Annotated in this window: 20 protein-coding genes; 12 read left to right on the forward strand and 8 right to left on the reverse strand. The window is 41.8% G+C overall.

The annotated features are described in order from the left end of the window. Nucleotides 1-5: 5 nt before the first annotated feature. Entirely contained in the window at nucleotides 6-1,130 is a 1,125-nt protein-coding gene (locus tag NDN13_RS16795; protein ID WP_251118257.1) for an endonuclease/exonuclease/phosphatase family protein, read from the forward strand. Nucleotides 1,131-1,446: 316 nt separating this feature from the next. On the opposite strand, the gene NDN13_RS16800 is transcribed toward NDN13_RS16795, so the two are convergent. Genes NDN13_RS16800 through NDN13_RS16810 form a run of 3 tightly spaced genes read right to left on the reverse strand, consistent with a single transcriptional unit; the run spans nucleotide 1,447 to nucleotide 4,347 of the window. Then, entirely contained in the window at nucleotides 1,447-2,175 is a 729-nt protein-coding gene (locus NDN13_RS16800; protein ID WP_251116271.1) for a hypothetical protein, read from the reverse strand. 2 nt (nucleotides 2,176-2,177) lie between these two features. Next, on the reverse strand, nucleotides 2,178-3,056 hold the full coding sequence (locus tag NDN13_RS16805; RefSeq protein ID WP_251116272.1) for a DUF6502 family protein: 879 nt from the start codon (nucleotides 3,054-3,056) through the stop codon (nucleotides 2,178-2,180). Nucleotides 3,057-3,105: 49 nt separating this feature from the next. Continuing rightward, complete coding sequence (locus NDN13_RS16810; protein ID WP_251116273.1) at nucleotides 3,106-4,347, reverse strand: cupin-like domain-containing protein; 1,242 nt, start codon at nucleotides 4,345-4,347, stop codon at nucleotides 3,106-3,108. Nucleotides 4,348-4,483: 136 nt separating this feature from the next. On the opposite strand from NDN13_RS16810, the gene NDN13_RS16815 reads away from it, so the two are divergent. Next, entirely contained in the window at nucleotides 4,484-6,055 is a 1,572-nt protein-coding gene (locus tag NDN13_RS16815; protein ID WP_251116274.1) for a PT dipeptide repeat lipoprotein, read from the forward strand. Between the two features lie 58 nt (nucleotides 6,056-6,113). On the opposite strand, the gene NDN13_RS16820 is transcribed toward NDN13_RS16815, so the two are convergent. The 3 genes from NDN13_RS16820 to NDN13_RS16830 all read right to left on the reverse strand — a co-directional run bounded on the left by NDN13_RS16820 (nucleotide 6,114) and on the right by NDN13_RS16830 (nucleotide 9,516). Further along, nucleotides 6,114-7,049, reverse strand: a complete 936-nt coding sequence (locus NDN13_RS16820; RefSeq protein WP_251116275.1) for an LpxL/LpxP family acyltransferase — start codon at nucleotides 7,047-7,049, stop codon at nucleotides 6,114-6,116. A gap of 208 nt (nucleotides 7,050-7,257) precedes the next feature. Further along, nucleotides 7,258-8,154, reverse strand: coding sequence for a LysR family transcriptional regulator (locus tag NDN13_RS16825; protein ID WP_251116276.1), 897 nt, complete (start codon nucleotides 8,152-8,154; stop codon nucleotides 7,258-7,260). Between the two features lie 186 nt (nucleotides 8,155-8,340). Beyond that, nucleotides 8,341-9,516: a putative porin gene (locus NDN13_RS16830; protein ID WP_251116277.1), complete on the reverse strand. Its 1,176-nt coding sequence runs from the start codon at nucleotides 9,514-9,516 to the stop codon at nucleotides 8,341-8,343. A 228-nt stretch (nucleotides 9,517-9,744) separates the two neighbouring features. On the opposite strand from NDN13_RS16830, the gene fae reads away from it, so the two are divergent. The 4 genes from fae to NDN13_RS16850 all read left to right on the forward strand — a co-directional run bounded on the left by fae (nucleotide 9,745) and on the right by NDN13_RS16850 (nucleotide 14,230). Next, complete coding sequence (fae, locus tag NDN13_RS16835; protein WP_251116278.1) at nucleotides 9,745-10,260, forward strand: formaldehyde-activating enzyme; 516 nt, start codon at nucleotides 9,745-9,747, stop codon at nucleotides 10,258-10,260. Nucleotides 10,261-10,271: 11 nt separating this feature from the next. Continuing rightward, a complete protein-coding gene (locus NDN13_RS16840; RefSeq protein ID WP_241272395.1) occupies nucleotides 10,272-11,300 on the forward strand; it encodes an aldo/keto reductase in 1,029 nt (342 codons plus the stop codon). A gap of 4 nt (nucleotides 11,301-11,304) precedes the next feature. Further along, on the forward strand, nucleotides 11,305-12,744 hold the full coding sequence (locus NDN13_RS16845; protein WP_251116279.1) for an NAD-dependent succinate-semialdehyde dehydrogenase: 1,440 nt from the start codon (nucleotides 11,305-11,307) through the stop codon (nucleotides 12,742-12,744). Nucleotides 12,745-12,868: 124 nt separating this feature from the next. Beyond that, complete coding sequence (locus NDN13_RS16850; protein ID WP_251116280.1) at nucleotides 12,869-14,230, forward strand: MFS transporter; 1,362 nt, start codon at nucleotides 12,869-12,871, stop codon at nucleotides 14,228-14,230. A 98-nt stretch (nucleotides 14,231-14,328) separates the two neighbouring features. On the opposite strand, the gene NDN13_RS16855 is transcribed toward NDN13_RS16850, so the two are convergent. Continuing rightward, nucleotides 14,329-16,230, reverse strand: a complete 1,902-nt coding sequence (locus tag NDN13_RS16855; RefSeq protein ID WP_251116281.1) for an ATP-binding cassette domain-containing protein — start codon at nucleotides 16,228-16,230, stop codon at nucleotides 14,329-14,331. A gap of 32 nt (nucleotides 16,231-16,262) precedes the next feature. Between NDN13_RS16855 and NDN13_RS16860 the strand changes: the two genes are divergently transcribed. Then, nucleotides 16,263-16,508, forward strand: coding sequence for a SlyX family protein (locus NDN13_RS16860; protein ID WP_251116282.1), 246 nt, complete (start codon nucleotides 16,263-16,265; stop codon nucleotides 16,506-16,508). A 56-nt stretch (nucleotides 16,509-16,564) separates the two neighbouring features. Here the strand turns inward: NDN13_RS16860 and NDN13_RS16865 are convergent, their stop codons facing one another. Further along, nucleotides 16,565-17,575, reverse strand: coding sequence for a zinc-binding alcohol dehydrogenase family protein (locus tag NDN13_RS16865; RefSeq protein WP_251116283.1), 1,011 nt, complete (start codon nucleotides 17,573-17,575; stop codon nucleotides 16,565-16,567). 111 nt (nucleotides 17,576-17,686) lie between these two features. Here NDN13_RS16865 and NDN13_RS16870 point away from each other — a divergent pair, with 111 nt between their 5' ends. The 5 genes from NDN13_RS16870 (at nucleotide 17,687) to NDN13_RS16890 (ending at nucleotide 22,928) form a co-directional block, all read left to right on the forward strand. Further along, a complete protein-coding gene (locus tag NDN13_RS16870) occupies nucleotides 17,687-18,049 on the forward strand; it encodes a winged helix-turn-helix transcriptional regulator (protein WP_251116284.1) in 363 nt (120 codons plus the stop codon). Nucleotides 18,050-18,205: 156 nt separating this feature from the next. Continuing rightward, nucleotides 18,206-18,655, forward strand: coding sequence for an ammonium transporter (locus NDN13_RS16875; RefSeq protein WP_251116285.1), 450 nt, complete (start codon nucleotides 18,206-18,208; stop codon nucleotides 18,653-18,655). A gap of 33 nt (nucleotides 18,656-18,688) precedes the next feature. Beyond that, nucleotides 18,689-21,328, forward strand: coding sequence for a type I DNA topoisomerase (gene topA / locus NDN13_RS16880; protein WP_251116286.1), 2,640 nt, complete (start codon nucleotides 18,689-18,691; stop codon nucleotides 21,326-21,328). Nucleotides 21,329-21,419: 91 nt separating this feature from the next. Then, nucleotides 21,420-22,178 carry a hypothetical protein gene (locus tag NDN13_RS16885; protein ID WP_251116287.1) on the forward strand — a complete coding sequence of 253 codons (759 nt, stop codon included), beginning with the start codon at nucleotides 21,420-21,422 and terminating at the stop codon, nucleotides 22,176-22,178. A gap of 177 nt (nucleotides 22,179-22,355) precedes the next feature. Next, entirely contained in the window at nucleotides 22,356-22,928 is a 573-nt protein-coding gene (locus NDN13_RS16890) for an HdeD family acid-resistance protein (RefSeq protein ID WP_251116288.1), read from the forward strand. Nucleotides 22,929-23,039 lie beyond the last annotated feature (111 nt).

Here is a 23,039-nt window from a genome sequence, read left to right on the forward strand (position 1 = left end):
TGAACATGATCGGGATTCAGATTTGCGCAGCACTGGTGATATGGCTTTCATTCTGGTCTTTGATCCCCAGAGATGAATGGTGGTTTCGGGGAGCAGACTTTCCGAGATTACAAATATTGGCACTCGGGATCATCACATTTTTTGTGATGTTATTTGTGCTTTCCGATTGGACTTTGAGTACTGAACTGCTCTTTCTTGGGCTGGTTGCAGCGATAGCCTATCAGCTTAAAATGGTGTTGCCTTATACGCCGTTATGGCGCAAGCAAGTCAAAAAAGTCAAAAAGACACAACTCAATCCAGAGCAACAAATTTCCTTATTGGTGGCAAATGTACTGACACCTAATCACAAATATCATCTGTTACTTGAACAGATTGAAATTTTAAAGCCAGATTTAGTGCTTACGCTGGAGTCGAATGCTGAATGGCAGCAAGCGCTGAGCCCAATTGAAGACGATTATCCTTTCCGTGTGGCAGTACCCTTAGAAAACCTATATGGCATGCATCTTTATAGTCGTTTGCCCTTAAAAGACACCGAAGTTAAATTTATTTTGAGTAATGAAATTCCATCGATTCATACTGCAGTGACTTTGCCATCAGGTGTGCAAGTGCAGTTGTATTGTTTGCACCCTAAACCACCGAGTCCAACAGAGGCCAAAGATTCGACCTTAAGAGATGCAGAATTACTGATTGTGGGTGATCAGATTGAAGATATTGATCAGAGCTGTATCGTGATGGGGGATTTGAATGATGTGGCATGGTCAAGAACAACGCGTTTATTTCAGCGGATTAGTGGCTTGCTTGATCCTCGAGTCGGGCGCTATTTTATGAATACCTTCCATGCTGACTATCCTTTATTACGATGGTCGCTGGATCATATCTTTCATAGTACCGATTTTGGTTTGGTCGATATGAAACGCCTGCCACATATTGGTTCAGATCATTTTCCGGTCTATGTAGTCTTACAAACAGGACGGGTATTTGAACAGCAGCAACAATCGTTGCAACAGACCGCTGAGGATGAGCAGGAAGCTCAGGAAGCCATACAAGATGGAATCGAAAAGGCGGAGCAAGAGGAGAAGCCGGTGACAGATCCTTTAGCTCAACCACATAAACAACAAATGGAAAACTGATTCAGCGAGAAGATGTGTGCGCAATTAGCTGATTTTAAAGTTTAACTAATCAATGTACGTTATTTCGTACATAGATTTAAGTCTGCAACGAATAGTGCTACATCGTTAAAAGGTTTATTCTATATACATCAGCACAAGGACGCAGGAATGGATTTCCGCTTAAGGATAGCAACGCTGAGATGGAAAAGTCATCATGGATATGATGCATGCGATGGACGCAGGATAATAAAAGTAGTTTGAAAGCACAACCTCATTTGCCCGAGTTTTGCAGGATGCAGAACTCGGGTTTTAATTTTTTAACCCGATTGTATACCGCTTATTGTTGTGGCTTTCTGCCAGAAGGTGGTTCGCTAAGATCTGGTTTTGATGGTGGTAATTTTTCGCCCGATTTAGGGATCAGCTGTTGGGTGACTGGAAGATGAATGTCTAAGGTTGGGCAACTGCTCCAATGGGTTTGGGCATCGGGCAAATTAGATGTGTATTGTGTTGGGTAACGAAGTAATAAAATGTCATCACCTTGTGGAATTTTAAAGTCAAACTCATAGGTTTTAACTTCATAAGGTTGTAAAACCTGCACAGTATATTGCTCTGCCGAACATCTTAAATATTGATCAGGAAGGAAATGTAATTTCCCTGACATTGCCCAAAATTCTACTTGATGACATTGAGGAATTTTTTCAAATATATAATTCGGCGTTGTATTTTTAATATTGATTTGAACGGTTTGTGAAGGACTACTTTGCTGAGCTCCAGCAATCTGAGGATGCTTAGTCCCAGCATCAATGAAATATATACTACGTTGTATGCCAGTACATTCATCATTTACGGCATCAGGGAAGGTAACAAAATAATCATATTGATCTTCCTCTTCATCATCTTTACCTTTATCACCAGTGACAGGTGGATTTCCTCCACCAGGTAATGGTTTTTGTGTACCAGAGCCACTGCCACCTAGACTCACATTGGCAACAGAAAAGTTTTCTCCACAGGCGGTTAAGACAACCACTGAAATGAAGGAAACTGTCGCGAGCAATAAGCTTCTCATTGTTATTTATCCTTAAAAATATAAGGCACTTGTAGTTTTATCTGAGTATCGTACTGGTAGACACCAAAGCGAAATTGATAATAAGCATCATCTTTTTCTTGGTCTTGATCACAATGCTGAATCGCGGCATTTAAAAGTTGTTTTGCCATGTCTTGCCAAAGTGTAATACACAACTGCCGAAGTGCCTCAACAGATTGTGCTGTTAATTTTTCGGCATGTACAGCTTGTTCGAGATGGGTAAAGGGTTTCTCACTGATAAAGTTATCAATCCCTGCAGCCAAATGGTCACTGAGATTGGCAGAAAACAGAGCTTTACTTTCTTGCATTTGGTTATCTGGGGTAAAGCTATGTTGTTGTAATACGACCTCTTGATCGATTTGAACAACTACACCTAAACGCTGTAATTCAAACAAAATCGAGCGCGGATGCTTTTCTGTTGAAATGTGTTTAACCAAGGCTTCAAAACTATTTTCCTCACCGGAAACAGGAATTTGATGGGGGAGATCAAGGGCAATCCAGCGGGCAATGACGCGGGCAGGAACACTAATGGCAAAATTAGGAGTCTCATTGGTGACTTGATTGGCTTGTTGTCGAAAAGCGCTGACATCTTTGCGATGCAGTCCAGAGAGTAAGCTGACTGCTGAATCGGTTTTATTCTGTTTGATTCGTTCTAATTCAACCAAGGCTTGTTCATAAAAAATTGGTTTTAGCGCAGCCACGAAATCGGTATAGCCAACACCTGAATGGATTAACCAACGTGCAATCTGCTGCATCATGGGATAAATGCTATCCAATGTGGTTTCTGCATCTTGCGGAATCACACCTTGTGCATTCAATTCAGATGACGCTGTGTTGATGACTTGGTCTGTTGGTTTTACCATTAGAACACCTTAAGAACGGATTCGGTTAAGTCATTGGCTGACACAATTTTTAATGCCCGCTTAGTGAAGGAAAGGATTCAGCGCCCGCATTATCGATATTGAAATGAGTAAAAGAAACACTCATAGAAATGTCTAAACTTTCGACACAATGCCACCAACCTAGTGGAATGAATAAGGCCTCGCCCTCATTCAGGATACATTCGATTTTGCTGCTATGGGCAAAATCTGGAAATGATTTCACTATATCAGGACGATGAGGATCGCCAATTTTACTAAATACGGCGACATCATTATAGAGGTGTGGTGTTTGCATTGCAGGAATCAGGGTGACTTTTTTCCGTCCATAAATTTGTACTAAAAAGTTATTGGTCAAATCATGGTGTAAGGGAGTAAAGGCACCTTTAGGGCCAAACCAGATGAAGCTACGATCATAGACTTGGGCGTGGTCCGTATAGCCATGAAAATGATCAATATCTTGAAACAATGCAGCCAGACTAGATTGGCTAGCTTTGGCATTGTTCGCTGTCATATAAAAATTATTGGAATGTGGGGTTTGTTCGATTAAATCAACAAAATCACTCATTCGCATTTTGGTTTTATGTTGAATCGAGTTACGTTCAAATAAAGGGTCTTGTTCACGATTGAACTGAACTTCAATTTCTTGTGTACCGACAGCCTGTTTGAAATATTGTGGTGACCATTTTTGTAAAGCAGGCCAATGCTGGATAGCATCAGTCAAAATCACAGGTAAGTTTCGGCTGTAATACTGTTGGATAAAATCTGCAAAATCAGGTTTTGAAACTCGCTTAATCTGCTGATATTCAGGATTTAAACGGGCAAAACGATCTAAAGTATGCAGCAGCCAATTACGTTTTTTGAGCAGGAAGTGCTGCTCTTCGGCGATTTGAAAATAAGGATGCTGCTTTAACTGTACCCATTCGAATGCAATATCGTTTTCATTCAATCCTTGCTTCATCAATGACTGATAAATCTCAGCTTTGCTTAAACCATCCAGTAGCATCTGAGCCAACCATTTTTTTTGCTCTGGTGTAAATGTACTGCTGAGTTGGGTTTGTTCTGCAGCTGCTGCCTGTTCAAGTTCTCGGTAGTGCTGCTCTTCAGTGTATATCGGAGCAGAAAAATCTTTATTCAGGTCAATTAAACCTTCACGCAACAGAATATTGGCTAAATCAATTGGCGCACAACCGCGCTCTAAATTTTCCTCTAACCATGCCTGCCATTCTTTCGGTAAAGCATTGAATTGTCTTGCTAAGTTTTCTTGAGCATCCATACCTTCCAACCATCCATAAAAAATGATTTTGACCTTTCGTTATTAATTTACGCATAAACATATTTGCACTCAAGCATAAAAGTGTTAAATTTTCACATACATGAATATGTGAAAAAATCACACAGAGGGTGATGCAATGAAAAATATATGGACACAATTAGCACTTAGCGTAACCTGCGCGATCTTGGTGGGGTGTGGATCTGATAATGATTCGGATTCAACACCTACGCCGACTCCAACACCGACTCCGACGCCAACACCGACTCCGACGCCAACACCAACTCCTACACCGACTCCGACGCCAACACCGACACCAACGCCGACTCCAACACCAACGCCGACCCCAGTCGTGGCTGATCGTTTTGTCGGTTCATGGCTGGGTGGATTCTGTCATAAGGGAGCACGAACTAATTTAACGGTTCATAAAGCGTCCGAAAACAGCGTTCGCTTTACCATTGAAACCCGTCAATTTGAAAAAGAGGATTGTACTGGTGCAGTCATTAAAAATTACGATGTTGCATCGGATGATGCACTAATTAGCGAGATTGCGGCGACTGAAACCAGCGGTACAACCACGGCAAACCGAGTGAAATATAGTGATCGCTATCGACCAAATGGAATTGCTTCAGCTTATGCCTTTAAAGGCGATGGCATGTGTGCTGTGAGTGAAACAGCGAGTATCAAAGATATTCAAACGTATATGGATTCAGTCGATCCATCTAAAGTTGTCACTTGTTATACCCGTACTAATGTCGAAGGCTATAGCTTATTGAAACCGACTGTGAGTAAAGCAACGGCAAGTTATCGTCTACTCGATAATCAAACGTCTTGGGCCAATTTCTTGGCGCAAGCCAATGAGCAGGGGAGTCAAGGTTTTGCCTTAGCGGGCAGTTCTTTGGATGTGAAAAAAGCCAATAGCGATTTCCCTGAACCTAAAAACTTATATGTTAAAAATAATGCTTCAACCGATACTTATAGTTACAAAATCGTTGATGTAACCACCAATGTAGTTGCGAATGTTTATCTATTCTGGTTAGCAGAGATTAAAAAACAAGGTGCATTAGGATTTGCGTATAAATCGTCATTGGGTGAAGATCCAAGCAACACCTATAAATATTTATTTGTTAAAAATGATAAGAAACCAGCGACGTATAGCTATGACAATCGTTTCATCCTAAATAGTAATGCGAATCGGACCAATATTTTGGCAGCGTTTAATGAGTTGGGAGCACAAGGTTGTAAACTGATTTTCGCAGGCAGTACCTTTACCAATAATGGGACAAGCAACGGAACATTCTATGTACCCACCTGTGTCAACAGCAGTACCCACAATGGCACCTATAGTTACCGCTATTTTGAGATGCCAGAAACAGATGCTGGATTCTATGATGATAACCCAACCAAACTGGATTTATTACTGAAACAACAAGCAGCGGAAGGCTATCACCTGATTGATAAAGACAATGCGATTGGGTTCTTTAATACCAAAGGCTATTTATTTGAACGCGATAGTGAAAGCACAGCCAGCATTGAATCAAAAGTCTTTAAAGAAGATGCGATTTATAAATTGGATTTACCGAGCGAGATTCAAAACCGTTTACAAGATCAAGGTAACTTGGGTTGGTTTATTAATGTTAAATTGGGTTCGGTGTATAGCAACACCTCAACTTATTTTGATTTAAGTACGGGGGTGATTTTCCCGAATTAATTGTTGTTATTGTTTTAGAAAAAGCCGCTTCATTCTTTAATGAGGCGGCTTTTTTAGCTTAATAAATTTTGTCGTAACCTTCAGCACGGGTTTTAAAACGACGGTGGAACCACATCCATTGCGTAGGTGCGATACGGAGTTGAGCCTCAATAATTTTATTCACGCGAATCGCATCATCGACTTCATCTTTGCTTGGCATATTGTCCACAATTGGCTCAATCAGTACTTTATATTTTGGATTGCGAACATCACCATAACGATAGAAATATAAGGGGATTGCAACCGCTTTCGAAATTTTGAGTAAACGACGATGAGCAGTCACGGTTGCCGCTGGAACACCAAAGAAAGGCGCCATCACGCCTTGTTTTAAACCAAAATCTTGATCAGGACTATACCAGATTGCACCACCATCTTTGAGTCGACGAATCAAGCCACGCATATCATCATGGTCAATCTGTTGTTGGTAAATGGTGGCACGACAACGATAAATCAGCATATCCAGTAGTGGATTGTTCTGTGGGCGATAGACCACATCAGGCTCAAAATATTGAGCGCAAATATAACCACCGGCATCCAGTAAGGTGCTGTGGGTGCCGAGTAATAACACGCCTTTACCTTGTGCTTTTGCATTGGTGATATGTTCTAAGCCTTCAACACTATGGCGGCCTTTAAACCATTTGGGGCAGTACCAAGCATTGAGGGTTTCAAATACACCAAGCATCATATCCACAAACACTTGTTTGGCTTGAGCCTCAACCTCGGCAGGCGACCACTCTGGAAAACACAGCTCTAAATTCCGAAGTGTGGTTTTTCGGCGTGATTTAAGCAGGCGCCAGCATAAAGCCGCCAAACCATGTGCTAAGCGCCATTGAATGGCCCATGGAAGAATGGCCAATAGCATTAGAAAAGTGATGGCGATCCAGATTTTCCAATATTTGGGCAATAAAAAAGCCCATTGAAACTCGCCAGGGGTATAAGGCTGTTTTTGACTCATAAATTCGAAAAAGAATAACGTTGAATTTTGCAGCAGTGTAGCATGAAGTGGGTTTGACGACTTTAAAACTCACATAAAACCGAAGTCGCTTTAGCGTGTACTATTTTTGAGTGCCATATTTGAACAGAAAAGGCATCTCTCTATAAGTGATCAAGTTCACTTGTCATAGATTGAAAATAAGATACTCAACCAAGTATTTGTAATGGGTTTAACAAAGAGATTGAGTTAATAAGGTTTCTAACCAAAATTTGAAAGTTTGAACTTTGGGAAGTGTCGCTTTATTAAAAGGAATGTCGATCCAGTAGCCGTACTTACTTTGGATATCATGCTCTATCATCGCTTTGAGTGTACCTGTATTGAGTTCATTTTGAATCATGGGCTTATCGATGATTGCGATACCATAGCCAGCAACAGCAGCTTGAATCACTTGTTCGGTTGTTGAAAATTCGATGGCACAATGTGAGTCGCTTAACTCTGTATAATGATTTTGCTGTAACCATGTTTGCCACGTATCTAGTCTTTTACGGTTATATAACACATGAATAAGAGGATAATCTTGAAGGTTCGGGATACTCTCATCTTGAAAGAGCTGTGGGCTGGCGACCATCACATAGTCTTCTTTAAATAATAAGCTACTTTGACAATGATGGGCAGGTGCGAGGCCAAATCGAATACGAATATCCGTATCTACAGCAATCTCAATGTTTTCAGCGTCCTGAGTGTAATTCACCGTAAATGAATAGTCTTTGTGGGTGAGCAAAAAATTTTTTAAATTGGGGGAGAGAATTCGATTACACCAAGTTGGCGGAGCTTCAATATTGAGTTTTGTGCGGATGTTTTTTGCCCTAAATTTGAGGGTAGATACTTCAATTTGATCAAACACAATCTGCATATCATTTGCGAACTCAAGGCCATGAGCGGTGAGTTCGATTCCTTTGGGTGATCTCAAAAAAAGCTGAACACCTAAATACTCTTCTAGTAATTTGATTTGTCTGCTGACCGCCCCATGCGTCAGACAGAGAGATTGTGCCGCATGTGAAAAATTTAAATGCTTGACCACCTCTTCAAAGATGCGTAAAGCGTTCATGGGAGGTAATTGTCGCATCCATAGGTCCTTTTATCATATCCCTGATTTTTATAAGATGAAGATGACCACTCTTGTCCTGAAGCGGTGCTTCATATTCATCACAATCCATTGTACTCAGTGTAGCATAGCGTATATTTTGTATGAGGTGCTTTTAGCTATAAAAATAATTTTTATAATTTAAATAAGGAATATTCTATTGGTTGGTTAAAAATAATAAGCAAGTGAAATATATGTTTTTTGATTCCAGTTATTATTTGTTCCTTGTGCTAAACCATTTTGATCACCAAGATAAGGGTCGTATTTACCGATTAAATGCTCTGCTTGAATGGTAAGGTCTTTAAATTTAAATGCAACACCTGGAATAACTCTATAACTATCTGTGCTGCTATTCTTTTTGTTGATATAACCACTAATATTGAGGTAAGGGCGAATGGATTGTACATATTCAAAACTGTATGGGAATAAGTAGCTAAATTCGGTAGAAAAAAAGTCTCCTTGCGTTGCTGAATTATAGGAATAGTCAAATCCACCCAAGCTAATATGATCAGGACTCAAGCGGTCTTTATGATCAATGTCTTGATGACCAAATAATAATTTGCTATTCCAGCTTTGATAATTAAAATCAGCAAAAATAGACCATACTTGACGTGATCCTGTGCTGGAATAATTTTTGTTTTCGATGTCTGAGTACCAGACCGATGTGCCAAGTTGGTAGTTGAGGTCAGCATAGTTTGAAGAGTATGCATAACGGGCAATGATCATGTTTTTTTCTTGGGTATTGGTTCCATTTTCAACATAATCATCTGCATTGACCATATTAATACTGAAGCGTCTCGCATCTTTTGAATGCCCTCTAAAATTGCCGCCATCGATTGGATATAAAGCCAAAGATAATTGATTTTTATCGGTTTTGAATTGATAGTTAATGCCAATGTTGTGTACATCCTCTAGCCCCATCACATTGGCAATGCCAAGAAAAAAAGTATTTCCCCAATAACGATCTAATCCAAATGGAACTGGGTTTAAACCTGCAATGATTTTATGGTTTGGATTGATTTTATAGCCAAGCCAAGCATCAGTTAACCAGCTTGCATCACCGATATGACCATAATATTCATATAGACGGTAATCCAGCCCGCCAATGAGCGTTGCAGACTCATAGTTGAGCGCCAAGATCACATCACTAAAAGAAAATTTACTACTACTCGGGTTGGCGTCATGGTCATAGACATATTTACCTCGGATTGCACCACCCACATTTAATTGACCTAAACTTGAAGTTGGTTCTCCGATTTTTATTCCAGAATAAATGGTTTGATTGATGATTAAACTGCATGTAAAGAGTAGAACTTTAATTGGTGTTGATTTTATTTTTAACATTTTTCATCCTTGAAAATAAATTAAATTTTAATTTCCTTGTTTTGGGTTAATAAAACATATTTGAGGTTTTATTTATAATGAAAATTTTACAATTGCTATGAATTTAATTCATAGCGGTGTGAGTTTTTTTAATATTAGATTTTTTAATAGTGCTGTGAATTAATTTGCATTTTATTTTTATTTAAAAAGAGGGATGGTAATCGCAGTTTATTCGATCAAGGAAAGTACATGGATAAGTTAACTGCTGCGGTTTATATCGGTGAGGGATTTGAAGGTGAGGGGGTCAATGCATCCCATATCAATATTTTAATTGGTCCACGTGGCGGTCCTGTCGGGCAGGCTTTTGCAAATAGTCTGTCTTCACCATCTCAAGGCCATTGTCCATTTATGGTGATTGCTCAACCCAATATCCCCGTGAAACCAATGACGTTGTATGTCAATAAAGCGGAAATCCAAGGAGATTTGCATGCAAATGCGACTTGGGGAGCATCTCAGGCGGGGATTGCTAAGGCTATCAATGAAGCACTCTCGTCTGGAGTATTTCCTCCTGAGGCTGAAAATGAGTGGGCCATAGTCACCGCAAATTGGGTTAATCCGAGTTGTGATGATTTGGATGAGGTGTATCGCAATAATTACAACGCTTGCGTTCGGGCAATTCATGCAGCATTGAATTATTTACCGCTAAAGCATGATTTAGTCGCACTCAAACAAATCAAAAACCCATTTTATACCCCTAAACATTAAGGTTGAAGACCATGGAATATATCAATTTAGGAAATTCAGGTTTAAAAGTTTCGCGCCTATGTTTAGGCACCATGAATATGGGTTCATCGTCTTGGAAACCCTGGATTTTTAATGCTGAGCAAAGTGCTCCAATTATTAAATATGCGCTGGATTCAGGAGTCAATTTTATTGATCTTGCTGATTTTTATTCGGCAGGAAAAGGTGAAGAAGTTGTTGGTGGAATTATTCATAAACTGGTCAATCGTGATGAGGTGGTCATCACCACAAAAGTTGGCTATGGAACAGGTGGAGGCATCAATCAAACAGGACATTCTAGAAAAAATATTCTCAGTAGTATCGATCAATCTTTAAAACGCATTGGTACGGATTATGTCGACATTTATATGCTGCACTTTTTTGATGTTGATAGCCCAGTAGATGAAACGCTTGCTGCTATGAATGAAATTATCAAGTCTGGAAAAGCACGTTATTTTGGTGTGTCTACCATGACCGTTGGGCAGCTGGCAAAAATCTTGATCTCATGTGAGCGCAATGGTTTTGTCAAACCGATCAATATGCAATTGCAACTGAACTGTGCCTATCGGGAAGAAGAACGAGAAATGATTCCTTTCTGTATTGATCAAGGGATTGGCGTTTCAGTATTCAGTCCCTTAGCCCGTGGCATTTTAAGTGGTGAAATGAGTTCAACCCGAAATACTACTGATTTCTTTACCCAGCAGATGTATAACGACGCTGTGAGTTTTGAAATTGTAAAATCGGTGAGCAAAGTGGCTCAAAATAAAAATTTAACAATGGCACAGGTTGCACAGGCTTGGGTACTGCAGCGCCCTGGCATTCACAGTATGTTGGTCGGCGCAGATAACGTAGATCAATTTAAAACTGCAATTCAAGCCCTAGAGACCCAATTCAACGACGATGAACTATATGAAATTGATCGTAATTATACCCCTTGCGATCTGATTAATGATTATACCAGTGAGAAGCGTATTTCGCGCATTGCTCGTGAGGCTAAAGGCTGTTTTGTAGATGTAGGGGTGTAATAAGATGTTAAATTTAAAGAAAAATACCAGTTTTATCAATGGTCAATGGTTGGCAGGTCAAGCCAATACTTATCCTGTTTTTAATCCAGCCAATGCACAATGCATTACTCAAGTTTTAAGTTGTGGGGCAGAAGAAACGCAACAGGCGATTCAAGCTGCTGATCAAGCTTTGGCGACATGGAAGACCACCTTGGCTGCTGAACGAGCTCAGGTCTTAAAACGCTGGGGCGAATTGATGCTGGAATATCGACAGCAATTGGCTGAGATTCTTGTGGAGGAACAAGGCAAACCTTTGGCTGAGGCTTTAGGCGAGGTCGCCTATGCTGCGAGTTTCTTTGAGTGGTTTGCTGAAGAAGCGAAACGTAACTACGGCGATATTATCCCCACATTTAAAGCACAAACAAAAATCATGGTCACCAAAGAACCTGTTGGTGTCGTTGCTGCAATTACACCTTGGAATTTTCCATTAGCAATGGTGACACGTAAAGTCGCCCCAGCATTGGCTGCGGGCTGCAGCATGATTTTAAAACCTTCGGAAGAAACACCGCTGTCAGCTTTTGCACTTGCAGTCTTGGCAGAGCAAGCGGGAGTGCCTGCAGGAGTATTTAACGTTGTTTCTGGGAATGCGCAGGAGATTGGTGCAACTTTACAGCATTCAGAGAAAGTGAAAAAAATCAGTTTTACGGGGTCTACTGCAACAGGCAAATTATTAATGCGTCAAGCAGCGGATACCTTAAAGAAAACCTCTTTTGAACTGGGTGGAAATGCGCCTTTTATCGTGTTCGAAGATGCTGATTTAGAGGCGGCGGTTCAGGGTGCAATGGCATCAAAATATAGAAATACCGGACAGACCTGTGTTTGTGTCAACCGTTTTTATATTCATGAAACGGTCTATGAGTCATTCATTGAACTACTTACGGCAGAGGTTCAGAAACTCAAAGTTGGTTATGGCCTTATAGACGGTGTCACCCAAGGGCCATTAATTAATCAGGCCGCGATAGCAAAAGTGCAACGCCACATTGATGATGCCTTAGCGAAGGGTGGTTCAATTGTGACGGGTGGACAAGCACATGCGTTAGGTGGGCTCTTTTATGAACCGACGATTATTCAGCATGCCAATGACAAAATGCTAGTTGCGCATGAGGAAACCTTTGGGCCTGTCGCAGCATGTTTTTCCTTTGCTTCGGATCAGGAAGCGATTGCCTTGGCAAATAACACCCAATATGGGCTGTCTGCATATTTCTATACCAAAGATCTAAAGAGAACGTGGTGGGTTGCAGATCAATTGCAAGTGGGAATGGTGGGAATCAATGAGGGCATTATTTCGACTGCGGTAGCACCGTTTGGCGGTGTAAAAGAGTCTGGCTTTGGTCGGGAAGGCTCAAAGTATGGTTTAGAAGAATATCAAAACATCAAGTACATCTTGCTGGGTGGCCTTGCTTGATCAGCTAAGCATGCTAGAACTCAATCGAATTGAATTGGGATCTAGCCTTGCTGGCGTCAGCATCACTTTTTAAATTTTTGGATAGAAGAATTATTCAATTTTACTCCATGGAATGGGAGCGTATATGAATACCGTAAATATTGATAATGTGCCATTGAACAAATTTCATTTGAAAATAACGGCTCTGACTTTCGGTGCACATTTAACGGATGGCTATATCATTGGTTTGATTGGGATGGTTTTCACTTTAATTACCCCCCTGATGCAGCTAGATTCCTTTTGGCAGGGGGCAATCGGAAGTGCTGTTCTGATTGGCCTCTTTGTAGGAAGTTTATTTTTTGGATTTATTTCAGATAAATTAGGTCGGCAGAAGATCTTTTGTATTAGCTTCATTTTGGTCCTGATCGGTTCGATTGCCCAGTTCTATGCTTCTACACCTTTAGAGCTGTTTCTTTGTCGCGTGCTTATGGGGATTGGGCTGGGTGGGGACTATACCGTTGGGCATGCATTGTTGGCGGAATTTTTGCCTAAACAAAGTCGAGGTGCAATTCTAGGCTCATTTAGTGTGGTGTGGACATTTGGTTATGTACTGGCAACATTCATTGCCAAGTTCGTGATTGATTTAGATCTTGGGCCTGATACATGGCGTTATTTACTCGCCTCAACAGCAATCCCTGCGGCAATTATTTTAATTGCACGAATTGGAACACCTGAATCCCCACGGTGGTTGATGCAACATGGACGTAAAGATGAGGCTCGGGCGATTGTTCAAAAATATTTTGGAGCAAATGTAACGATTGAGAGTGAAACAGATCAGGTAGCGCAGCAAAATAATTTTTCCAGTACTAAATTATTGTTTAGTCAAAAATACCTGAAACGGACCTTGTTCAATTGCATCTTTTTTACCTGTATTGTGATGCCGTATTTTGCAATTTATACCTTTTTGCCGATGATTCTAGAATTGATGAAGTTATCCAATGATTTCACTACAGAAACCATCTTAAATTTGATGCTGCTACTCGGCGCAGTAATTGGTATTTACTGTACTTATAAATTTTCCCGTCGCGGTTTCTTAATCTATTCCTTCGTATTGCTCTCGGTCAGCTTACTGTTGATTACCATATTGCCTGAAACATTGAACTGGGCATTGGTACTCTTGTTTGCCGCATTTACGATGATTTTATCTGCAGTCAGTAATTTAGTCGGTGTTTTCCCTGCAGAAAGTTTTCCGACTGAGGTTCGTTCTAGTGGCATTGGGATCGCCACAGCAGTGAGCCGATTTGGTTCTGCAGCAAGTACTTTTATTCTTCCAATCAGTCTGTTACAGATCGGGATGACTGCCACGATGTTATTACTGGTATGTATTCTGGTTTTTGGAACCATTATTTCGATTTTATGGGCCCCAGAAACTAAAAATCTATCTTTGGTCGAGGCATCTGAAGTTGATGAAATCAAGGCTTATACGGCTTCAAAAGAGCTACCATAAGTACAGTTCATCTGATTAGATTTTTGACGTGGCTTCAGATGATCTTAAATAAGAAAAAAGGCTCCATCAGGAGCCTTTAATCAATACATGCCAAGCTTCTAGCCTTTCGACATATTTTCTAAAATGTCCCAGCGTTCCAATTTTTCTAGCAATAATTCATCAATTTCAGCTAGGCGTTGGCTGGCTGCAGTTGCTGCATTGGCATCTGAAACAAACCAAGACCCATCAGCTAATTTTTCTGATAATTCTGCTTGTTCAGCTTCCAGTTTTTCAATCTCAGCAGGTAGTTGCTCAAGCTCACGCTGATCTTTATAACTGAGCTTGACCTTCTTCGGTGCTGATGCGGCAGCCGCTGCTTCAGCTTTGGCTTGTGCTTTTTTTACATCACTTTTCTGGTCAACTACTTTTTGGTCAGGACGCTGTTCCAAGTAATCTTGATAGCCGCCTATGTACTCATTAATTTGACCTTTACCATCAAATACCCAAGTCGAGGTTACGACGTTGTCCATAAAGGCACGGTCATGCGAGATCAACAGCAAAGTGCCTTTGTAGTCAGACAGCATTTCTTCAAGTAACTCAAGCGTCACCATATCCAAGTCATTGGTTGGCTCATCCATTACGATTAAATTCGATGGTTTGAGCAATAATTTTGCCAGCAGAATACGGTTTCGTTCACCACCAGATAGGGCTTTTACTGGGGTACGGGCACGTTCTGGTGAGAATAAAAAGTCTTGTAGATAACTATAGATATGACGGCGGTTACCATTCACATCAACAAAGTCAGAACCTTCAGACACGTTGGCCATCACGGTTTTTTCCAGATCGAGCGCATTACGTAACTGGTCAAAATAAGCCACTTCCAGTTGAGTGCCAGTTTTCACCGAACCACTGTGCTCAATTTCACCTAAAATGGCTTTGATCAGGGTGGTTTTTCCGACACCGTTGTCACCGACCAAACCGATACGGTCACCACGTAACACGATGGCCGAGAAATCTTTAATCAGTACTTTGCTGTCATAGCCGACACTTAAGTTTTCAATCTCAAACACCAACTTACCAGAACGGTTGGCTTCTTGCGTTGCCATGCTGACTTTGCCTTGTTGTGAACGACGTGCTTTAGATTGTTCACGTAAGTCTTTTAAAGCACGGACACGCCCCTCGTTACGGGTACGACGTGCTTTAATGCCTTGACGAATCCAAGCCTCTTCTTCCGCTAACTTTTTATCAAATAAAGCATTTTGTTTTTCTTCAGCTTCCATTTGCTGCGCTTTCAGTTCGAGATAGCGCGAATAGTTACCTTCATAGCCACGTAAAATACCACGATCTAGTTCGACGATACGGGTGGCGATACTGTCGACAAATGAACGGTCATGTGAAATAAACAATAAAGTCAGATTGTTTTGATCGAGCAGGAACTTTTCTAGCCATTCGATACTTTCCACATCCAAATGGTTGGTTGGTTCGTCCAGTAACAACACATCTGGTTGAGTCAGTAGGGCACGTGCCAAGAGTACACGGCGTTTACGACCACCTGATAAATCGGCTAGATCAGCATTGGGATCAAGTCCCATTTTACTCAGAATTGAGTTGACCTTGTTTTCTAATGCCCAACCATCCAACTGATCGAGTTTGTGCTGTAGCATGCCCATGCGGTCGCAAGCATCCATATCACCTAAGACACAGGCATCACTTGCTTCGTGGTATTCTTTCAAGACAGCGGCAGCTTCGCCTGCACCATCGGCAACGATATCTGCAACTTTGCCCGAGTCCATCGGGACATCTTGGGCTAACATTGAAACAGTTAAACCATTTTGAATCGAAACTTCACCGTTATCGGGTAACAAGCTTCCCTCAATCAGTTTTAATAAAGTAGACTTACCTTCTCCATTACGACCAATTAAACAGACTCGCTCGCCACGTTCCAGGTTAAAGTTCGCGCCGTCGAGTAAGGCAGGTCCGCCAAATGCGAGATGGACATCCCTTAAAGTAATATAGGCCATAATGTTTCCTAAGAGTTCAGATGAGGTCTGAAATGACTAAACCACAAAATTTTGATGATCACGCGTCATTTTCCGCACCCATTGAAGATTTGCAAGTCCGAATTGCATTTTTGGACGATTTAGTTGAACAATTGAATGATCAACTTGCGATTCAGGCCAAAGAAATTGCAGATTTGAAAAAACAGATGCAGATCCTCTATCAACGTGTCGAGGCCTCAGACTTGGCTGAAGGCATTGCGCCTTTTGACCCCATGAGCAATCGCCCGCCACATTATTAAGATATGAGCAATGCGAAGCCCAAACTTCGCATTGTAGTAGTATGAATGCGATGCTTTTAAAAGTCATGCAAAACAATTTTCCCTTTGGTGGTGCCACTTTCGATTTGTTGGTGTGCACGTTTCAGGTTTTCTGCATTGATGGGGGAGAGCATTTGACTCACTGTGGTTTTAATTTTCCCCTCGTCAACTAAGCTTGCAATCTGATTCAACAATTGGCTCTGTTTGATCATATCTTGCGTTTGATACATGGAGCGCGTGAACATAAATTCCCAATGCACCGAGACAGACTTGGATTTAAAGGCTTTAATGTCGAGTTGCTCGGGATCATCAATTAATCCAAAATGTCCTTGTGCTGCAATCAGTTCGGCAATATCAGCGAGATGCTGATCGGTTTGCGTGGTTGAAAATACATATAAAGGGGCGGTTAAGCCGAGCTGCTGAATTTGTGGTGCTAAAGCTTGACGATGATCCAAGACATAATCTGCACCTAATTGCTTGACCCATTCAGACGTTTCTGGTCGAGATGCAGTACTGATGACTGTGAGCTTGGTTAATTGTTTCAATAACTGAATGGCCATTGAACCTACGCCACCTGCGCCGCCAATGACTAAAATTGTGATGTTCTCAGCGGCAACGCGGGGGACTTTTAAGCGATCAAACAGCATTTCCCATGCTGTAATCGCAGTTAAAGGCAGTGCTGCCGCTTCGCTTGCATCGAGTGATTGGGGAGCATGCCCAACAATACGCTCATCAACCAATTGTAATTCACTATTACTGCCTTGTCGGTTGAGTGCGCCTGCATACCAGACGTGGTCACCGATGTTGAACTGGGTAACGTGCTCGCCAATCGCTTCCACAATCCCGACAGCATCCCAACCTAAGACCTTCCACTGATTCGCTTCAGCACTTTTATGATTTCGGATTTTGGCATCAACAGGATTGACTGAAATCGCTTGTACACGCACCAGTAAATCGTGTCCCTGTGCCGTTGGTATATCCATTTCAATATCGACCAGTGCATCTACTGATGTAATCGCACCCGCATGTTGATAGGCCACAGCTTTCATGGTTATGTTTCCTTTTTGGATTCTACTTGATTCGAGTTTCAGCATAACCTAAGCTTAATTTTAGTGACTACAGACAAATAACGCTCATAGTGTCAAAAAGGATACTGTAAAATGGCAAAAATGCGACATTCCAGTTTTGATTGTTCTCCAGGTTGTTCGGTTGAAGCTGCCATCAGTTTGATTGACGGTAAGTGGAAATGTGTGATTCTCTGGCATTTATTCAATGAAGGCACATTGCGTTTCAATGAAATTCGCAAGCGTGTGCCCAGTATTACCCAAAGAATGCTGACCAATCAGCTGCGTGAACTTGAACAGGATGGCATTCTGCATCGAGAGGTTTATCCTCAGGTCCCGCCAAAAGTTGAATATTGCTTAACCGATTTAGGCCGTAGTCTGGAACAAATTATTGTTGCATTAAAACATTGGGGCGATGTGCATTTGGACCAATTCGGAAAACTCGCGCTTGCTGAATAAAATAAGTGGGTGACAGCATTTTAAGTTTTCGCCTTTTGGCGGTATGAAAAGGCACGTTTTACAGCTTAGTTTGAATCTAGATTATTTTTTACGTTGTAACTTGCCTTTTGGATTCAACTTATGTAACGCTAATAAAAGAAAGTTTTGGGCGACTTTATGAGTAATATTGGAATTTGGATCACGGTAGCGATTGTACTGTTTGTACTGGGCTCGATTTTTGGCTTGCGCGTCAGCCCACGAGAAAAGGCATTGGGCATGATGCGTGATCAGGCACGTAAAATGGGATTGCATCCACGTTTAATTGCCGCGCCAGAATGGACCAAGATTCCAATGGCATCGGAAAAACGTGCCAGCATGGTGGCCTATTATAGTGTACTTATTCCAGAGGCTCGTTTAGCGTTGATGCGTGCTCGGGTGGTGGATGGCAAGCTTCAGGTGGTGCAAGGTGATCAGAAATTTAATGATTTAACCATTGCATTAAAAGGAGTTTATGCTATTGATATGCAGGCAAACTGTGTCGGGCTGTATTGGGATGAAGAAACGGACCTGAAAGCCACACAGCTTGAAGCGATGAAAGCTTATTTACATGAATTAGCACAACGCTAATTTACTGATTAAACATAGGAAAAACGATTTATTATGGCGAAAACTCCACGCTCTGCTTCAGAAAGCACAGCAGCTCCCGCATCTGCTGCAAAGAAACGTGCCTTAGTGATTGTGGAGTCGCCTGCAAAAGCGAAAACAATTAATAAATATTTGGGTTCACAATATGTGGTGAAGTCATCGGTGGGTCATGTGCGTGATTTACCGACAGGAGGCGGGGCGAAATCTACAGAAAAGAAGCCGGTAACCCGTGCCAAACTCACAGATCAACAGAAAGCTGAAAAAGCTCAGTCTGCACTGATTAATCGTATGGGTGTCGATCCAGAACATGATTGGATTGCCCATTATGAAGTGCTTCCAGGCAAAGAACATGTGGTTGCCGAACTAAAAAAACTTGCTAAAGATGCTGATGCTATCTATCTCGCAACGGATTTGGATAGAGAAGGGGAAGCCATTGCTTGGCATTTAAGAGAAGTGATTGGTGGCGATGACAGTCGTTATCACCGTGTGGTGTTTAACGAAATTACCAAGAATGCCATTCAGGAAGCCTTTAAACAGCCGACACGCCTCGATTTAAACCGTGTTAATGCACAACAAGCACGTCGTTTCCTTGACCGTGTGGTGGGCTTTATGGTGTCGCCATTACTATGGGAAAAGATTGCCCGTGGTTTATCGGCTGGTCGTGTGCAGTCAGTTGCTGTGAAACTGGTGGTTGAACGCGAACGTGAAATCCGTGCCTTTATTCCAGAAGAATACTGGCAAGTGTTTGCGGATACCATTTCCAAGAAAGATGACATTCGTCTCGAAGCGGTTAAGCAGGCAGGCAAAACCCTTAAACTGAAAAATAAAGCCGAAACTGATGCTTTACTCAGTGTATTAAAAGACGCTGAATATAAAGTTGCGTTACGCGAAGATAAGCCAACCAAAGTTAATCCAAGTGCACCGTATATCACCTCAACCTTACAACAAGCAGCCAGCACACGTTTAGGTTTCTCTGTGAAGAAAACCATGATGTTGGCGCAGCGTTTGTATGAAGGTGGTTTTATTACCTATATGCGTACCGACTCAACCTTCTTGAGCGATGACGCTGTGAATATGGTGCGTAATCATATTCAGCAAAACTTTGGTGATAAATATTTACCTGCCAAACCAAACCGTTATGGTAATAAAGCGGGGGCACAAGAAGCCCACGAAGCGATTCGTCCATCTGATGTTGCTTTGACGGGGGATAAGCTGGCTGGGGTCGAGCGTGATGCGCAGCGTTTATATGATTTGATTTGGCGTCAGTTTGTGGCTTGTCAAATGACGCCAGCAGAATACTTATCGTCAACCTTGACTGTTGAAGCATCAAATGTTGAGTTAAAGGCGAAAGGCCGTACTTTGGTATTTGATGGCTTTACCCGTGTGCGTGGTGCCAATAAATCGGACGATGATATTTTATTGCCTGCAGTGAAAGTGGGCGAAGTGCTTAAGTTAGAAAAGCTTGATCCAAGCCAGCATTTTACCAAACCACCTGCACGCTTTACAGAAGCGTCTTTGGTCAAAGAATTAGAGAAAAAAGGTATTGGTCGTCCATCGACTTATGCTGCGATTATCTCGACCATTCAAGAACGTGGCTATGTCAAACTGGAAAACCGCCGTCTCTTTGCTGAGAAGATGGGGGAGATTGTCACCGATCGTCTGGATGAAAGTTTTAATAACCTGATGAATTATGCTTTTACCGCTGATTTAGAAGGCCAGTTAGACCGTGTCGCTATGGGTGAACGGAACTGGAAAGAGTTACTGGATACCTTCTATGGTGACTTTAAAAAGCGTTTAACCAATGCACAGGGTGAAAGCGGCATGCGCCGTAATCAACCTGTCGAAGTGCCTGATGTACCTTGTCCTGAATGTTCACGCCCAATGCAAGTGCGTACGGGGACGACAGGGGTATTCTTGGGTTGCTCGGGTTATAACCTGCCACCGAAAGAGCGTTGCAAAGGCACACTTAACTTAACGCCAGTGGAGTCTTTGGCAGCCTTGTCTGATGATGATGGTGCTGAAACTGCTGATTTGATGTCGAAACATCGTTGTCCTAAGTGCGGTACCGCAATGGACAGCTATGTGGTCGATGGTGGTCGTAAATTGCATGTCTGTGGTAATAACCCAGATTGCGATGGCTACGAAGTTGAAGAGGGTGAGTTCAAGATCAAGGGCTATGATGGTCCGACCATTCCATGTGATAAATGTGATGGCGAAATGCAGTTGAAAACAGGCCGCTTTGGCCCATATTTCGCCTGCTCAAGCTGTGACAATACCCGCAAAGTATTAAAGAATGGTCAGCCTGCGCCGCCACGTGTCGATCCAATCAAAATGGAGCATATCCGTTCAGCCAAGCATGATGATTTCTTCGTGTTACGTGATGGTGCAGCAGGTCTGTTCTTAGCAGCAAGCAAATTTCCGAAAATTCGTGAAACACGTGCACCGAAAGTGGCTGAATTACGTAGTGTTGCCGAGCAGCTTGATCCGAAATATCAGTTCTTGTTAGAAGCTCCGGATGTCGATCCTGAAGGCAATCCAACGGTGGTGAAATTCAGCCGTAAGAACCAAGCACAATATGTGGGTTCTGAAACTGCTGAAGGCAAGCAAACCAAATGGAGTCTAGTGTTCCAAGATGGAAAATGGGTAGAAGCTTAATTATTTAAGTGTTAAAAAAATGCTGGCGATTGCTGGCATTTTTTATAGCATAAAGAAAAACAATAATGAATTTTGGTTGGGGGAGAAGTTCATGTGGAAAAATATTCGAGTTGCATGTCTGCTGCTGGTGTTATTGATCGTCGCAGTCAATGCGTATCGGGATCAGAATCAGGATTGGAATCAGCCGATTCAGGTGTTGTTGCATCCGATTAATGCCGATGGCTTGGCTACAACACAGCAGTATATTCAACAATTGCAGCAAGATGATTTTGCTGAGGTGAAGCACTATCTAGAAAAAAACAGCCAGCAATATCGAGGGCAAAGTAGTTATTTTATGATCCAGATTGGACGCGAATTAAAACAAACCCCGCCGAAAATGTCTGAGCAGGCGAATATTCTGGATAATATTCTATGGAGTCTCACGTTCCGATTTTATGCATGGAAACAGCATGAGTCGGTTGACGGATCACCAAGTTTAACCCTGTATCTAAATTACTATGATCCGAAGCAGAGTCGGGAACTCAAGCACTCAACTGCACTGGAGCGTGGACGTATTGGTTCAGTCAATCTGTTTGCCTCAGCTAAACAGACTCAGCAAAACAATGTGGTCCTAGTACATGAGTTATTGCACGGCTTTGGGGCAACTGATAAATATAATTTGAATACTGGTGAGCCAATTTTTCCGATTGGTTATGCACAGGCAGATAAACAGCCACTCTATCCACAAACCGAAGCTGAAATTATGGGTGGACGGATTCCATTGTCCGAACACAAAAGTAAAATGCCAAACGATTTAGAGCAAACCATGATCAGTGTGCTGACCGCACAAGAAATCGGCTGGATCAAATAAATTGTGGATAAGTTTCGACTTATCCATATCTTTAAAAAGAATCAAACAACTTAAAAAGATCAAAGTAAACATGCATTTTCTGACATTCCGTCATTAATTCTCAACATGCCTTATACAGAATTCAGCGAAAAACACGATCAATATAGAGATATAACATTGATGATAAAAGAGTAAATAATGATGAAAACAGTGGGTAACGATCTAATTCGCAATCAGCTACATGCTGATCGTAAATGGTATCTGCTCTTAGGCGTATTGTTGGTCGTTTTTGGCTTAGTTCTTTTGGCTGCCTTACCATTTGCTACATTATCTGCGGTATTGCTGTTTGGTGTGCTGATGATGTTGGGCGGTATTTTGCATTTTGTCGCTGCATTTATGGTGTTTAAAGGCGGCACGCGTTGGCTGTGGGCCTTGTTTGGTGTGTTGTATCTGGCAGCGGGTTACTTTGCTTTTACCACACCTGTGATTACCGCGGTGGTACTCACCAGTTTCTTGGCGATTGCCTTAATTATTGCGGGGATTATCCGTACTGTGAACGCCTTTATCCTTAGACCAATTTCAGGCTGGGGATGGGTGCTGTTTTCAGGCATATTAACTCTATTAACCGGGATTCTGATCTTGTCATCACCTGATTCACCGTTCTGGGTACTGGGGATGTTCCTTGCGATTGATATTTTGTTCCAAGGCATTAATTACCTGACTTTTGCTGGTGCAATTAAGCAGTTACCACATAGCTCAACCACGGTTTAAACGATCAAGTTAAAACTAAGAGCATGTAATACACATGCTCTTTTTGTTTTTGTAGTCGGAAATATTTCAATGGCTTGAGTCTGTTAAAATAGCATTTCGCTTTTAATTGAC

This window comes from Acinetobacter sp. C32I (assembly GCF_023702715.1).
Classification (GTDB): domain Bacteria; phylum Pseudomonadota; class Gammaproteobacteria; order Pseudomonadales; family Moraxellaceae; genus Acinetobacter.